The 14,950-nt window shown below is 73.9% G+C and carries 10 protein-coding genes and 3 pseudogenes; 7 read left to right on the forward strand and 6 right to left on the reverse strand.

The annotated features are described in order from the left end of the window. Both AB0I76_RS02830 and AB0I76_RS02835 read left to right on the forward strand, forming a co-directional pair. A pseudogene (locus AB0I76_RS02830) lies at positions 1 to 733 on the forward strand (cobyrinic acid a,c-diamide synthase); the annotation flags it as partial. Next, complete coding sequence (locus AB0I76_RS02835) at positions 730 to 1,299, forward strand: GNAT family protein (RefSeq protein WP_357029024.1); 570 nt, start codon at positions 730 to 732, stop codon at positions 1,297 to 1,299. The pseudogene AB0I76_RS02830 and the gene AB0I76_RS02835, both read left to right, overlap by 4 nt. Before the next feature lie 43 nt (positions 1,300 to 1,342). Here AB0I76_RS02835 and AB0I76_RS02840 read toward each other — a convergent pair whose 3' ends face one another. Then, on the reverse strand, positions 1,343 to 3,475 hold the full coding sequence (locus AB0I76_RS02840) for a transglycosylase domain-containing protein (RefSeq protein ID WP_357029027.1): 2,133 nt from the start codon (positions 3,473 to 3,475) through the stop codon (positions 1,343 to 1,345). 122 nt (positions 3,476 to 3,597) lie between these two features. On the opposite strand from AB0I76_RS02840, the pseudogene AB0I76_RS02845 reads away from it, so the two are divergent. Continuing rightward, positions 3,598 to 3,840: pseudogene (locus AB0I76_RS02845) on the forward strand (aminotransferase); the annotation flags it as partial. On the opposite strand, the pseudogene eccD reads toward AB0I76_RS02845, so the two are convergent. Then, positions 3,820 to 4,365 (reverse strand): annotated as a pseudogene (gene eccD / locus AB0I76_RS02850) (type VII secretion integral membrane protein EccD); the annotation flags it as partial. The pseudogenes AB0I76_RS02845 and eccD sit on opposite strands and share 21 nt — an antisense overlap. Positions 4,366 to 4,466: 101 nt before the next feature. Here eccD and eccCa point away from each other — a divergent pair. The 4 genes from eccCa to AB0I76_RS02870 all read left to right on the forward strand — a co-directional run bounded on the left by eccCa (position 4,467) and on the right by AB0I76_RS02870 (position 11,479). Continuing rightward, a complete protein-coding gene (gene eccCa, locus AB0I76_RS02855; RefSeq protein WP_357029030.1) occupies positions 4,467 to 8,414 on the forward strand; it encodes a type VII secretion protein EccCa in 3,948 nt (1,315 codons plus the stop codon). A gap of 74 nt (positions 8,415 to 8,488) precedes the next feature. Then, positions 8,489 to 9,853, forward strand: a complete 1,365-nt coding sequence (gene mycP, locus AB0I76_RS02860; RefSeq protein WP_357029033.1) for a type VII secretion-associated serine protease mycosin — start codon at positions 8,489 to 8,491, stop codon at positions 9,851 to 9,853. 53 nt (positions 9,854 to 9,906) lie between these two features. Next, the gene (locus AB0I76_RS02865; protein WP_357029036.1) at positions 9,907 to 10,701 is read left to right on the forward strand and encodes a phosphatase PAP2 family protein; all 795 of its coding nucleotides are present in this window, start codon (positions 9,907 to 9,909) and stop codon (positions 10,699 to 10,701) included. A gap of 52 nt (positions 10,702 to 10,753) precedes the next feature. Further along, positions 10,754 to 11,479 (forward strand): phosphatase PAP2 family protein, encoded by a 726-nt coding sequence (locus tag AB0I76_RS02870; RefSeq protein WP_357029039.1) that lies wholly within the window; start codon positions 10,754 to 10,756, stop codon positions 11,477 to 11,479. Between the two features lie 10 nt (positions 11,480 to 11,489). Here the strand turns inward: AB0I76_RS02870 and AB0I76_RS02875 are convergent, their stop codons facing one another. The 4 genes from AB0I76_RS02875 to nth form a co-directional block, all read right to left on the reverse strand. After that, a complete protein-coding gene (locus AB0I76_RS02875) occupies positions 11,490 to 12,668 on the reverse strand; it encodes a MarP family serine protease (RefSeq protein WP_357029042.1) in 1,179 nt (392 codons plus the stop codon). 107 nt (positions 12,669 to 12,775) lie between these two features. Next, complete coding sequence (locus AB0I76_RS02880; protein WP_357029045.1) at positions 12,776 to 13,468, reverse strand: CoA pyrophosphatase; 693 nt, start codon at positions 13,466 to 13,468, stop codon at positions 12,776 to 12,778. After that, entirely contained in the window at positions 13,465 to 14,103 is a 639-nt protein-coding gene (locus tag AB0I76_RS02885; protein ID WP_357029048.1) for a TlpA disulfide reductase family protein, read from the reverse strand. Before AB0I76_RS02885 ends, AB0I76_RS02880 begins: the two co-directional genes overlap by 4 nt. Continuing rightward, positions 14,100 to 14,888: an endonuclease III gene (nth, locus tag AB0I76_RS02890; protein WP_357029051.1), complete on the reverse strand. Its 789-nt coding sequence runs from the start codon at positions 14,886 to 14,888 to the stop codon at positions 14,100 to 14,102. Before nth ends, AB0I76_RS02885 begins: the two co-directional genes overlap by 4 nt. Positions 14,889 to 14,950 lie beyond the last annotated feature (62 nt).

Consider the following 14,950-nt stretch of genomic DNA (forward strand, 5'->3'; position numbering starts at 1 on the left):
CGGGCTGGCCCGCTCCGCCCCGGCGCTGCCCGCGCCGGCCTGGTCGCCCGAGGCCGAGGTCGCTGCCGCCGGTGGCCCGTCGACCGGTGAACGGCCGCTGGTGGCGGTGGCCGGTGGCGCGGGCGGTACCTACGGCCACGTGGAGACCACCGAGCTGCTGCGGGCGGCCGGTGCCGAGGTGGTGACGGTCGACCCGCTGCACGACGAGGCGCTGCCCGCCGGGGTGCGGGCGCTGGTGGTCGGTGGCGGCCTGCCGGAGTCGTACGCGGCGCAGCTCTCCGCCAACCGGCGGCTCTGCATCGCGGTCGCCGAGCTGGCCCGTACCGGCCGCCCGGTGGTCGCCGAGGGCGCCGGCCTGCTGTGGCTGGCCCGGGAGGTCGACGGCCTGCCGATGTGCGGGGTGCTGGACGCGGTGGGCAGCAGCCGGGACGGCCTGGTCGTCGGCTACCGCACCGCGACCGCGCTTACCGACAGCGTGGTCGCCGCGACCGGCACGGTGGTGACCGGGCACAAGGACCACCGGGCGGTGCTGTCCCCGCGGGCCGGGCAACGGGCGGCGTGGAGCTGGGACGGCGGCGCGCCGGAGGGCTTCGTGTGGCGGGGTGTGCACGCCTCGCAGCTGGTCCCGCACTGGGCCGCGTACCCGGGGATGGCCGTCCGTCTGGTCGAGGCGGCGGCGCGGTCGGTGGTCGACCCGGCGGCGGTCGCGGGTCCCGGCGGGGTCCCGGCGTGATCGGTCAGGTGGCGGTCCGCCGGTTCCCGACGCTGACCGTCTCGACCCCGCGTACGGAGGTCCGGCCGCTGGGGGCGGCCGACGCCAAGGCCGCCGACGAGGTCTTCGCCGACCGGCAGACGCAGCGCTGGCTGCCGCTGGCCGACGAGTCCGGGCAGATCGACGGGTACGCGTGGTGCACCGACCTGGCCCGGCAGCGCCGGGACAGCGGCGACGGCGACCACTACGCGGTGCTGCGGCGGGAGGACGACCGGGTGGTCGGCTGCCTGTGGGCCCGGCGCACCGACTGGGGTGCGCTGTGCACGGAGGTCTCGTACGCGATGGCCCCGCACGCCCGGGGGTTCGGCCTGGCCGCCGAGGCGGTGGACGCGCTCGCCATCGCGCTGCTCCTGGAGCACGGGTTCCAGCGTGTCGAGCTGCGGGTCGCCCCCGGCAACGTCGCCTCCCGGCGGGTGGCGGAGAAGGCCGGCTTCACCTACGAGGGCCTGTTGCGCAACGCGGGCTACGTGCGTGGTGCCCGCGTCGACCTCGAACTCTGGTCCCTGGTCTCCGCCGACCTGCACTGATGCGCCGTCCCCATCCGGAGACGGCGCGTCGGTGCGGGTCCGCTCAGCCCACCATGGTGTCCGACGGTGGGGTGAACTGGCGTGGCGGTGTGCCCTTGAGAGCGTCGCGGAGGGTCTCCGAGACCGCCTTGATCGGGATCTGGGACTGCCCGTCGCCGACCGCGTTGAACGGGTTGTCCGGGTCGGAGATGAAGCTGGCCGCCGCGAGTTCCGGGGTGTAGCCGACGAACCAGGCCGACCGGGTGCTGTCCGTGGTGCCGGTCTTGCCGGCGACCGGCCGGCCCACCGTGCCCCGGACGCTGTCCGCCGTCGACCAGCCGCCGCAGCTTCCCCGGGCCGGGGTGTCGCCGGTCGGGCAGCGGGCGGCGTCGGTGGCCGCCCGGGCGGCGTCGGCGTTGACCACCTGCCGGCAGCGCGGCTTGGCGACCTCCCGTTCGATGCCGGAGGCGGTCCGGAACATGGTCGGCGTGCCGTCCCGGTTGTAGATCGCCTGCACCGGGATCGCCTCGCAGTACCGGCCGTCGGCGGCGATGGCGGCGTACGCGTTGGCCATCTCCAGCGGGGTGGCGTCGGAGACGCCCAGGGTGAACGCGCCCCACGTGCTCGCCCGGGCGGGTGCCGCGTGCTCCCGGTCGACATCGGTGCGCCAGCGCAGACCGAGCTGTTCAGCGAGCCGGACGCCCTTGTCCGCGCCGATCTGCTCCTCCAGCCAGACCCAGTAGGTGTTGACCGACTTACCGAAGGCGGACCACATGGTCTGCTGGCCGCTCATCGCGCCGCTGGCGTTCGTCGGCGCCCAGCCGTTGTAGACCTCGGACCGGTAGCGGTAGGGCGCGTTGAACGAGGTCGACAGGGGCTTGCCGGCGTTGAGCGCGGCGAGCATCGGGAACATCTTGAACGTCGACCCGGCCTGGTAACCGGGGAGGCTGCCGCCGCCGAGCAGGGGCGCCACCGTGTTCGGGTAGTTGGCCTTCACGTTCGGTCCGGCCTCGGGGTTGGAGCTCTGGCCGTTCTCGCTGAGGTCCAGGGAGTACGTGCGGTTCACCGCCATCGCCTTCACCCGGCCGGTGCCCGGCTCGGAGACCACGATGCCGTTGGCGAACGGGCTGCCGGTGTTCTCCTTGGTGCCGACGTTCTCTTCGGCCGCCGCCTGGATCTTCGGGTCCAGGCTCAGCACGATCCGGTAGCCGCCCCGGCGCAGCTTGTCCATCCGTTCCAGCCGGTTCTCGCCGAAGGCGGGCTGGGCGCTCCACCAGTTCTTCACGTAGTCGCAGGCGAACCCCCAGCTGTTCCACTTGTCGGGCACGGCGGCGCAGTCGTTGGACGGATAGCTGAGGGTGAGTTTGATCCGCTCGCTCTTCGCCTGCGCCACCGCGTCGGGAGAGAGGTAGCCGAGCTGGGCCATCCGGTCCAGGACGTAGTTGCGCCGGCCGGTGGCGTCCTTCTGGTCGGAGGTGGCCGGGTCGTACTCCGACGGGGACTTGACCAGGCCGGCCAGGGTGGCCGCCTCGACGGGGGTGAGGTCCTTGGGCGTCTTGGAGAAGAAGATCTCACTGGCCGCGTAGATGCCGTACGCGCGGTGCCCGAAGTACGCGGAGTTGAGGTAGCGCTCCAGGATCTGCTCCTTGCTCAGCTCCTTCTCCAGGTCGAGCGCCATCCGCATCTCCCGGACCTTGCGCAGGCTGGTCTGCTGGGTGGCCTCCTGCACCTCCTTCGGCGTCGTGGCGCTGTCCCGCAGGGCCATCCGCACGTACTGCATGGTCAGGGTGGACGCGCCCTGCGAGACGCCACTGGCCTGCGCGTTGGCGACGAAGGCGCGGGCGACGCCCTTCGGGTCGACACCCCGGTGCTGGTAGAAGCGGTTGTCCTCGGCGGCCACGATCGCCTGCTGCATGTTCGGCGAGATGTCCGCGATCTTGGTGTACTGCCGGTACTCCTCGTAGAACATCGTCAGCACCGTCTTCCCGTCCGGCGCGTACAGGTACGACGTCTCGGCGGGCAGAGCGGTCGTGAGGATCTTGGTCTTGTGCTCCAGCGCGTGGGCGGTGACCTTCGCGCCGATGCCGGTGGCGGCGGCGACGGGGTACGCCACGGCGGCGACCACGATGCCGGCGATCAGGCCGGCGCGGAGGAGGGGAACGAGACGACCGGCGGAGGCAAGGGGTCGATTGCTCACACGCCCAAGTTATGACATTTCCGATTCTTACTTGAGAAATATTCATGAACACCGAGAGTGGTGACGTGGCCCACGCCGCGATCCGCTGTCCCGTACGCCGCCTTCCCGGCAGGATCGCGGACATGCGTGGTCAGACGATCGCGGTGCCCCCGGGCGCCGGCGGCCCCTCCGAGCCGGACCTCACCCATCACGGTGACGCCGAGGTGGGTGACGGACTGGTCGACCTTGCGGTGAACGTCCGGCGGGCCCCTATGCCCGACTGGTTGGCCGACCCGGTCACGGCCGCGCTCGGCGACCTCGCCGCGTACCCCGATCCCGGCCCGGCCCGCGCCGCCGTCGCCGCTCGGCAGGGCGTACCCGCCGAGGGTGGCGGCGGCCGGGCCGTCGCCGTAGCCCCGGGAGGCGACCACCGCGGCGAGGGCGAGCAGCAGGGCGACCGCGGCGGCGGCCGACGCGCCGGTCGGCTGCGCGGGCCCGCCGGCCAGGACGGCGAGCAGGCCGACACCGAGCGGGACGGAGGCGCCCGCCAGGGCGGCGGTCCGGGTGGCCGTCGGCGACCAGGCCCCGCCTCGGCGGCGGGCGCCGTCGGCGATCGCCTCGACCACGTCGTCGTACTCCAGTTCCGGCCACTGCGCGCGGGCCGGGACGAGGTGGAGCACCTCGCCGTCGCGGACGCCCTGGGGCAGCAGCGCCTGGGCGGTCGCCAGCACCGCGCCGTCGGTGCGCCGCAACACCCAGCCGCCGTGCCGCTCACCGTCGTCGGCGAGGCCCTCGCCGGCATGCCGGAGCACCTCGGGCAGCAGCTCGGCCAGGGGAACCTGCTCCGGCAGGGCCACGTCCACCCGCCGCTGCGGGCCGCTGATGGTGACCCGGGCCAGCCCGATCGTCATCGACTGATCTCCATATCGAGCACGGTGGGTGGGTGTGCGGACGACAGGACTTTACCTACCATGAGCCAGGCTCGGGTTACCGAGCGCTGTCGGGAGGTCGAGTGTCCACTGTCGTCATCAAGCGACCGCCGCGCCGTCCGGCGCCGGAGATTCCCGTCGGTGAGCTGCCGGTGCAGGCACCGCCGGAGATCCCGCCGGTCGCCGGTGGGCGCTGGCAGCAGATGCTCATGGTGCTGCCGATGCTCGGTGGCACGGTGGCGATGGCGATGATGTTCGGCCGGGGCGGCGGCGCCTACTCGTACGTCGTCGGCGGGATGTTCGGGCTGTCCTCGCTCGCCATGCTGGTCACCTCCTGGGGCAGCGCCTCCGGCACCCCGAAGAAGTCCGAGATGATGGCGGCCCGCCGGGAGTACCTGCGGCACCTCACCGGGCTGCGCCGACGGGTCCGGCAGACCGCCGGACAGCAGCGCGCCGGGCTGTACTACCGGCACCCGGACCCGGGCCGGCTCTGGTCCACGGTGGACAGCCACCGCGTCTGGGAACGGCGCCCCACCGATCCCGACTTCGCGGTGGTCCGCGTCGGCGTCGGTCCGCAGACCCTCGCCACCCCGCTGGTTCCCCCGGTCACCCGCCCGCTCGAGGAGCTGGAGCCGATGACCGCCGGTGCCCTGCGCCGGTTCCTCGACGCGTACTCGGTGGTGCCCGACCTGCCGGTGGCCCTGTCGCTGCGCAGCTTCGCCCGGGTCTTCGTGCGGGACGCCACCGCCGGGCCCGGCTCGACCGCCGCCCAGGCGCTCGCCCGGGCGATGCTCACCCAGCTCGCCGTCTTCCACGCACCGGACGAGCTGCTGGTGGCGGTCTGCGCCGGGCCGGAACGGCGGGACGCCTGGGAGTGGGTCAAGTGGCTGCCGCACGCCCAGAACCCGGTCCGCACCGACGCCCTCGGGCCGGTGCGGCTGGTCACCAGCTCCGGCGCCGAGCTGGAACGCCTGCTGGACGAGGTGCTGGCCAGCCGGTCCCGGTTCAGCCCGGCCGGCCCGGCCACCGACGGTCCGCACGTGGTGGTGGTGCTCGACGGGGGTGACCTGACCGGCGCCGCCGACCTGACCGGGGAGAGCGGCATCGACGCCGTCACGGTCATCGACCTGGACACTCCACCGCCACGCCTGCTCGACCGCTTCGCGCTGGTGCTGGAGCTGCGGCACGGCCGGCTGCACTCGTCCTCCGCGGAGGGCCACGCCGAGGTCGGTACGCCGGACCGGCTCGACGTGGCCGACGCCGAGGCCGTCGCCCGACGGCTCGCGCCGCTCCGGTTGGCCACCACCGTGCACGGTTCCGACGCCGCCCCGGGGGCCGACCTCGGCCTGCCCGAGCTGCTGGGCATCGGCGACCCGGAGAACTTCACCGCCGAGCAGGGCTGGGCGCTCCGCTCGCCCCGGGAGCGGCTCCGGGTGCCGATCGGGGTGGGCGCCGACGGCGGCGCCATCGAACTGGACCTCAAGGAGTCCGCGCAGGACGGGATGGGGCCGCACGGCCTGCTCATCGGCGCGACCGGCTCCGGCAAGTCCGAGCTGCTCCGGACGCTGGTGCTCGGGCTGGCCGCGACGCACAGCTCCGAGCAGCTCAACTTCGTGCTGGTCGACTTCAAGGGCGGCGCCACGTTCGCCTCCTTCGACCGGCTGCCGCACACCGCCGCGGTGATCACCAACCTGGCGGACGCGCTGCCGCTGGTCGACCGCATGGTGGACGCGATCAACGGGGAACTGGTCCGCCGACAGGAACTCCTCCGCCGGGCGGGCAACTTCGCCAGCCTCCGCGACTACGAACGGGCCCGGGCCGCCGGCACCCCGCTCGCACCGCTGCCGTCGCTGCTGCTCGTCTGCGACGAGTTCTCCGAGCTGCTGTCCGCCAAGCCGGACTTCATCGACCTGTTCGTGCAGATCGGCCGGCTCGGCCGCTCGCTCGGCGTGCACCTCCTGCTGGCCAGCCAGCGTCTGGAGGAGGGGCGCCTACGGGGACTCGACACCCACCTGTCGTACCGGATCGGGTTGCGGACCTTCTCGGCGCTGGAGTCCCGGACGGTGCTCGGGGTGCCCGACGCGCACCAGCTGCCCCGCTCCCCGGGGCACGGCTACCTGCGCTTCGGCACCGAGCCGCTGGTGCGTTTCCGGGCCGCCTACGTGTCCGGAACGGTGCGTCGGCGCGGCGTCGCGGCGGGCGCGGGCGACGCCGGCGCGCCGCGCCTGTTCACCTTCACCACGCACCACGTGCCGGTGCCCGAGCCGGTCGGGCCGCCCGCCCTGCCCCCGGCCGAGGAGGTCGGCGGCACGAACCTGCTGGACCTGATGGTCAGCCGGCTCGCCGGACAGGGCCCGCCCGCACACCAGGTGTGGCTCCCGCCGCTCGGGCGGGCCCCGGCGCTGGACGAGGTGCTCGGCCCCGTCGGGATCGACCCGGCACGCGGCCTCTGCTTCGGCAACCCGGAGCTGCACGGCGCGCTCGGTGTGCCGGTGGCCGTGGTGGACAAGCCCTTCGAGCAGCGGCGTGACCTGTTCTGGCTGGCCCTCGACGGCGCGGCCGGGCACGTGGCCGTGGTGGGCGCGCCGCAGAGCGGCAAGTCGACCGCGCTGCGGACGCTGGTCTGCGCGCTGGCGCTCACCCACACGCCCACCGAGGTGCAGGTCTACTGCCTGGACTTCGGCGGCGGTGGTCTCGCCGTGCTGCGCGACCTGCCGCACGTGGGTGGGGTCGCCGGCCGCACCGATCCGACGGCGGTCCGCCGTACGGTCGGGGAGATCACGACCCTGCTCACCGACCGGGAGCAGCGCTTCGCCGACCTGGGCGTGGAGTCGATGGCCGCCTGGCGGCAGCGACGTGCCGCCGGTGCCGGCCAACCGGCCGCCGACCCGTTCGGGGACGTGTTCCTCGTGGTGGACGGCTGGGCCACGCTGCGCGGCGAGTACGACGATCTGGAACCGCTGATCACCGACCTCGCCACCCGGGGCCTGTCGTACGGGGTGCACGTGGTGGCGACGGCGGTGCGCTGGCTGGACTTCCGGCCGGCGATCCGCGACCTGTTCGGCTCCCGGCTGGAGCTGCGCCTCGGCGACCCGTCCGACTCGCTGGTCGCCCGGCGGGCCGCGGCGAACGTGCCGGAGAAGACACCCGGCCGGGGCGTCACCGCCGAGAGCCTGCACTTCCTCACCGCGCTGCCGCAGCTCGCGGGCACCGGCGCGGACACCGCCGACCTGGTCAAGCAGGTCGCCGGTGCGTGGCAGGGGCCGACCGCGCCACCGGTGCGTCTGCTCCCGCCGGTCCTGCCGTACGCCGACCTGGACCTGACCGCGACCACCGGCCTGTGTCTTCCCGTCGGCATCGCCGAGGCGGACCTGCGCCCGGTCGTGCTGGACTTCGCCGCCGAGCCGCACCTCGTGGTCTTCGGGGACGCGGAGTGCGGCAAGTCGTCTTTCCTGCGCGCGTTGGCGACCTCGATCGTCACCCGGTTCACCCCGGAGCAGGCCCGGGTGATCCTGGTCGACTACCGGCGCAGCCTGATGGACACCATCACCACCGACCACCTCATCGGGTACGGCACGGCGGCCAGTCACACCACGGACCTGATCGAGTCCGCCTCCGGCTACCTGCAGGGCCGGCTGCCCGGCCCGGAGGTCACCCCGGCGCAGCTGCGGGAACGGTCCTGGTGGACCGGTCCGGAGCTGTTCGTGCTGGTCGACGACTACGACCTGGTCGCCAGTGGCCCGGCCAACCCGTTGCGCGCGCTGGAGGAACACCTGCCGCACGCCCGGGACGTCGGGCTGCACCTGGTGCTCGCGCGGCGGTCGGGTGGCGCGGGCCGGGCCCAGTACGAACCGATCGTGCAACGGCTGCGGGAGCTGTCCACCGCGGGGCTCGTGATGGCGGGCAACCCGGACGAGGGCGCGCTGGTCGGTCCGGTCCGGCCGGGCCCGCTGCCTCCGGGGCGCGGTCGCCTGGTCACGCGGCGCGAGGGCGTCCGGCTCGTGCAGCTGGCCCATCTGCCTCCGGTGTGACCGGTGTTCCGGGAACGACCCGCTGGACGGCCCGGAACCGGTAATCTCCCATCGTCATGTTTGCGTCGCGATGAATGGCTGAAGATGTGACCAGGGTGCGGCACAGCGCTCCGCCGGCCACTCGACGGTTCGCCGTCCGGGCCTTCCTGGGCGTGGCGGCCACTGTCGTGTCCGTCGCCGGCCCGGTCGCCCCGGCGGGGGCCGCGCCCCGGCCGGAGCGGGCCGCCGCGGTCCGTGTGGTCGCCGCCCAGCAGGTCGCGAAGGCCCCGGTGGTCCGTCGGGCACCCGACGGCAGGGAACGCCCCGATCAGGTCCGCGACGAGCAGTGGCAGCTCGACGAGCTACGGGCGGAGACCGCCTGGCGTACGTCCACCGGGCGTGGCGTCGTCGTCGCGGTCATCGACTCCGGTGTGGACGCCGACCACCCGGACCTGGCCGGTCAGGTGCTGCCCGGCGTCGACCTGGTCACGCCCGACGGCGACGCGGCGGGAGACCCGGTCGGGCACGGCACCACGGTGGCGGGCCTGATCGCCGGGCGCAACGACGACAAACGCGGGGTCGTCGGGCTGGCGCCCGACGCCCGGATCCTGCCGGTCCGGGTCCTCGACGCGGAGAACCGCTACGACGACGCGTTGATCGTCGCCAAGGGGGTGCGCTGGGCGGTCGACCACGGTGCCCGCGTGATCAACCTGTCCCTCGGCGGCAGCAGCGACAGTCCGGCACTGGCCGCCGCGCTGGACTACGCCTTCGCCCGGGACGTCGTGGTGGTGGCCTGCACCGGAAACCTGGCGACCTCGTCGGACAGCAAGGTCTGGTACCCGGCCCGGGAGCCGGGCGTGATCGCGGTGTCCGGCCTGGAACGCAACAGCGAGAACCTGTGGTCGGGCGCGATCACCGGCCGCTCGACGGTGCTCACCGCGCCCGCGACGGGCCTGGTCGGCGCACGCCCGGACCGGGGGTACTGGCGGGTGCAGGGCACCAGTTTCGCGGCACCGCTGGTGGCCGCCACCGCCGCGCTGATCCGGTCCCGCTACCCGGAGATGTCCGCCGGTGACGTGGTCAACCGGCTGCTCGCCACCGCCAAGGACATCGGCCCCACCGGCCGCGACGACCGCTTCGGGTACGGGTTGGTCGACCCGGTCGCCGCCCTGGACGCCGAGGTGCCGACGGTCGGCCGCAACCCCCTCGACGACCAGTCCTCGCCGGGCGTGGTCGGGTTCGGCCCGGCGCCGGGGTCGGCGCAGGCCCAGGGGGCCGGAGCCGACCGGGACGGGCTCGGCCTCTCCGCGCCCCGACAGCAGACCCGGTGGTCGGCGCAGCCCGCGGGCGCGGAGGACGACAGCACCCCGGAACGCTTCTGGACCGGGATCGCCGTACTGGTGGCCCTGCTCACCGGGGCCGCGCTGGTGGTACGCCGGCTCCGTCTGTGGAGTCGCTGAGGGTTTCCGTGATCCGGGTCTGACGGGGTCACGTCCGGGGTAGAACGGCTCCCATGAGCACGTCCGGTCCGCGTACCCTGCCGCCCGATGCCCGACCCTCCTGGCGGCGGCGCCGCCTCGACCGGGACCACTCCCTCGGCCTGCGGCTCACCCTGGCCTCGGCGGCGGCCTTCCTGGTCCTGGTGCCGTTCTCGCTGTTGGCCCTGCTCGTCCTGGCGTCCTCGTCGCCCCTGCACCGCTGGGACGCGACGGTGACGGACGCGCTGCACGGCTGGGCGCTCGACCGGCCCGGCTGGACCCGGTTCCTGATCGTCTGGACCGACGTGCTCGGCCCGATGCCGCTGCGGGCCGCCGCGCTGGTCCTGGTCATCTGGCTGGTCCGGCGGCAGGCCCGGCGGCTGGCGCTCTGGGTGGCCACCACCATGATCGTGGGTGGCCTGCTCGGCCCGCTGCTGAAACTGCTCGTCGGGCGGCACCGGCCGGACCTGCTCGACCCGGTGGCCCGAGCGGCCGGCTTCGCGTTCCCCTCCGGGCACGCGCTGAACGCCACCCTCGCCGCCGGCGTCCTGGTGATGGTGTTCCTGCCGTACGCGCGCCAGCCGGTGCAGCGTGCCGCGCTCTGGGGGGCCGCGCTGGTCCTCGTCGTGCTGACCGGCTTCACCCGGGTGGCCCTCGGAGTGCACTGGACCAGCGACGTGGTGGGCGGGTGGCTGCTCGGCGCCGCGGTGGTTGCCGCGACCACCGCCGCGTTCACCACCTGGCGCCACCATGTCGGCCTGCCCTCCGTCCGGGTCACAAGGGACGGTGTCGACCCCGGGGAGGGGGGCGAACCGACGCGTGTCGGCTGAGCGGCGGCTCCGGCGGGAGTGAATCGATCAGCGGGCGGGTAATGGCCGGCCCATGTCCTTCACGGTGCTCCAGGGTGTACGACGGGTTCTGCTGCCGGTGACGCTCCTGCTGGCCGTCATGGTGGCGCTCGGGATGCTGGTCACCCGGGTCTTCGCCGGGTCCTGGCCCTTCACTCTCGAACACGGGGTGAACAGCGAACTGGCGGCGGACCGGACGTCCGGCTGGAACCACGTGTCGCTGGTCTTCAGCACGCTGGCCAGCACCCAGATGATCGTGGTCGTGACCGTCCTGGTGGCGCTGTTCCTCCGGCTGCGGCTGCGCCGCTGGCGGGAGCCGATCTTCCTGTGCGCCGCGGTGAGCGCCCAGGCGCTGATCTTCCTGCTGACCACCATGGCCATCGACCGGCACCGCCCGGCCGTCGAGAAGATGGACGTCTCGCCGCCCACGTCGAGCTTCCCCTCCGGGCACACCTCCGCGGCGGTGGCGCTCTACCTGGGCATCGGGCTGCTGCTCGTCCTGCGGGCCCGGAGCACACGGACCAGGGTGGCCTGGGGCACCCTGCTCCTGCTGGTGCCGGTGGGTGTCGCGCTGACCCGCATGTACCGGGGCATGCATCACCCGAGCGACGTGGTGGCTTCCTTCCTCAACGGCGGGACCTGCGTGCTGATCATGGCGCGCGCGATCCTCGACCGGAGCGTCCGGTGGGGCCGGGCCCGGCTGTCACCCGCCGGCACCCGCGAGGACCGGGCCGTCGCGGGTCAGCCGGCGACCCCCTGACGGCTGCCGGTCAGGTGCACTCGCCGGTGGCGACCGCCCGGGTCCGCTCCGCGCCGGCCAGGGCGACCGGTCGGGCCTCGGCGGCGGTCACCGCGAAACCGGTGTTCGGATCGTCCGCCGCCGCCGCGAAGATCACGCCGAGCACCAGCCCGTTGGAGGAGACCAGCGGGCCGCCGGAGTTGCCGCTCTGCACCAGCGCCCGGATCGTGTAGATCTCCCGGGTCACGTTCCCGCCCGAGTAGATGTCCGGACCGGTGATCCGGTCGATGTCCCGGACGCGTGCCGACTGGGCGTTGTACGGCCCGTCGAGCGGGAACCCGAGGACGATCGCGTCCGCCCCGGTGCCCGCGTTGCCGGCGGCGAACCGCATGGACGGACCGGGCAGGCCCGGCACGTGCAGCACGGCCAGGTCCCGGTCCGGGTCGTAGACGACGACCTTGCCGTCGTACCGGTCGCCGTTCAGCTCGACGACGGTGGAGCGGGTGCCGGCCACCACGTGCGCGTTGGTCATCACCCGGTCGTCCGCGTACACGAAGCCGGAGCCCTCGATCCGGCGGGAACAGCTGGGCGCCGAGCCGAGCACCTTGACCACCGACCGCTGGCTGTTGACCACCACCTGGGAGCCGGCCAGTGCCGGGTCGGGCGGGGACACCTGCCGGGCCCGGGTGGGCGCCAGGTCGCCGAAGACGTCCGGGAAGCCGTTCGTGTCCACCGTGTCCCGCAGCGCGGTGGACAGCTCCTGCGCCTGGTCGGGCAGGACCCGGTCGACGACGGTGAGCAGCGCGCTGTTGCGGACCGAGGAGGCCAGCCAGGGCAGCGACGACGAGCCGAGCGGCACCGCGACCAGCCAGGCCACCAGGAGAACGGCGAAGAGCGAGACGAAGGCTCCACCGATGTCGTCGGCCTGCCTCCCGACGTCACTGGTGATCGTCTTGCGCAGGTGGGAGCCGAGCCAGCCGGCGAGCGCCTGGCCGACCACCGCCAGGCCGAAGACCGCGACCAGCGAGATCAGCACGCGGGTGCCGCTGTCCACGAACTGCTGGGCCATCAGCGGCCCGAGCTGCAACCCGATCAGCGCCCCCAGGAAGAAGCCGGAGAACGACAACACCCCGATGACGAAGCCCTGGCGATATCCGCTGATGGCGAACACGAGCATGAGCAGCAGCAGTACGAGATCCACGGCGGACACCCGTCAAGCGTACGGGCACATCGCCCGCGAGATGACCATCGCTTGCGGAAGGTGACCGTCCGGTCGGCGCACCGGCATCCCGGGAGCTGGTGGGTCCGCCGGCCGGATCAGCGGACGCGCGTCTCGTCGACCACGTCGGTGCCCGCCGACGGCGCCGGGTCCGCCCCGGTGGGCGGCAGCTCGACCACCCGGCCACGCGGCCACGGTCGGGCCCAACCGCCCATCTCCAGGAGCGTGGAGAGCACCCCGGCGGTGAACCCCCAGACCAGCATCCCGCGGGCGGAGAACGCCGGACCGATCCAGCCGCTGGGATGGCGTACGCGCATCCGGTTCTCCGGATCGACCAGCTCGGTGACCGGAAGCCGGGCCACGTGCGCCACCTCGGCGGGCTCCCGGGGGTGCACCGGGTGCGGCTCGTGCCACCACGCGAGGACCGGGGTCACCACGAAGTCGCTGACCGGGATCCACAGCTTCGGCAGCTCGGCGAGGACGGTGACGCTGGACGGGTCGAGGTCGACCTCCTCGTTCGCCTCGCGCAGCGCGGTGGCGGCGGCGTCGGCGTCACCGGGGTCGGCCGCGCCGCCGGGAAAGGCCGGCTGGCCGGCGTGATTGCGCAGGGTCGCGGCCCGCTGGAGGATCAGCACGTCCGGGCCGTTGCCGGGCTCCTCGCCGAGCAGCACCAGCACCGCGCTCTCCCGGCCCCCGGTCTCCGGCGTGGCAAGGCGGGTGAAGTCCTCGGTGCGCGCGCTGCCGAGCCGGGTCAGCAGCGGGTCGACCCAACCGGGCGGCTGCCGCGTCACGCCGGCACCGCCACGCCCAGGTGCCGCCGGACCAGCTCGGCGAGGCGGGCGTCGTCCAGCGCCCCGGAGGCGTCGACGTGCCGGACGGTGCCCTGCCCGTCGACGAGGACGGTCAGCGGAATGGCGTTGCGCTCCAGTGCCCGCTGGAACGCCTCACCCTGGTCGACGACCACCGGGAAGCGCACGCCGAAGTCCTCACCGATGGACTGCGCGGCCTCGCGGCCGTCCCGGCTGTTGACGCCGACCACCCGCAGTTGGCCGGCCGCGCGTTCGCTCAGGCGCTGGAAGGCGGGCAGCTCCTTGCGGCAGGGCGGGCACCAGGACGCCCAGACGTTGATGACCGCCGGCCCGCGTATGTCGCGCAGCGCGACCGGGGTGCCGCCGGTGAAGCAGGGAAGGGACAGCTCGGGCAGCGCCTTCCCGGTGCCGGGGCCGGAACCGGCCGGCGCGGTGGAGGCGGGCGGCGCGGCGGAGGGCAGCGGGGCGCCGAGACCGGCGCAGTCGGCGAACGGCGACGGTCGGCTGTTCGCCGCCTTCTCCCGGCTGGTGGCCACCTCCCCGGTGTCGGTGGAGGTGGTGCAGCCCGCGACGGCGAGCAGCGCCGGGACGAGCAGCAGGGCGAGTCGCTTGCTCACGGCACGTCCGCCACGGCCGCCTGGGCGGGCACCAGGTCCGGGTCGACCCCGGCGGCGATCGCCAGGTCCCGCGCGCGGGGACCCTTGAGCAGCCTCGCCGCCGCGGCGGGCTCGGTGGGGCCGGTGCCGTACGACGGGCAGAGCTTCGCCAACGTGCAGGCGCCGCAGGCGGGCTTGCGGGCGTGGCAGACCCGCCGGCCGTGGAAGATGATCCGGTGCGACAGCATCGTCCAGTCGCGCCGGGGGAACAGCGCGCCGATCGCGTGCTCGATCTTGACCGGGTCGGTCTCGGTGGTGAGCCGCCACCGCTGCACGAGCCGCTGGAAGTGGGTGTCGACGGTGATCCCCGGGACGTCGAAGGCGTTGCCGAGGATGACGTTGGCGGTCTTGCGGCCGATGCCGGGGAGCGTCACCAGGTCGGCGAGCCGGCCGGGGACACGGCCGTCGTACCGGTCGACGAGCGCCTGGCCGAGCTTGATCAGCGAGTCGGTCTTGTTGCGGTAGAAGCCGGTCGGCCGGATCAGCTCCTCCATCTCGCCCCGGTCGGCCCCCGCGTAGTCGGCGGCGCTCGGGTAACGGGCGAAGAGCTTTGGGGTGACCTCGTTGACCTTCTTGTCCGTGCACTGCGCGGAGAGGATCGTCGCGACGGCCAGCTCCAGGGCGTTGGAGTGGTCGAGTTCACAGTGCGCGTCGGGGTGGGTCTCGGTCAGCGCCCGGCCGATCCGCCGGGCACGGCGGGTACGCCCGAGGTCGGTCTCGCCGGCGCGAGCGGAGCTGGTGGTCACGCCGGCCAGCCTACGTCGCCGGACCGACCCATTGCCGCGTCCACGCGGCGGTGCGGGCGGTG

The sequence above is a fragment of the Micromonospora sp. NPDC049799 genome (assembly GCF_040656655.1).
GTDB lineage: Bacteria > Actinomycetota > Actinomycetes > Mycobacteriales > Micromonosporaceae > Micromonospora.

Excerpts from the sequence above, each read along its gene's own strand:
- AB0I76_RS02870 (WP_357029039.1), top strand. The coding sequence starts at position 10,754 with ATGTCCTTCACGGTGCTCCAGGGTGTACGACGGGTTCTGCTGCCGGTG.
- AB0I76_RS02865 (WP_357029036.1), top strand. The coding sequence starts at position 9,907 with ATGAGCACGTCCGGTCCGCGTACCCTGCCGCCCGATGCCCGACCCTCC.
- mycP (WP_357029033.1), top strand. The coding sequence starts at position 8,489 with ATGGCTGAAGATGTGACCAGGGTGCGGCACAGCGCTCCGCCGGCCACT.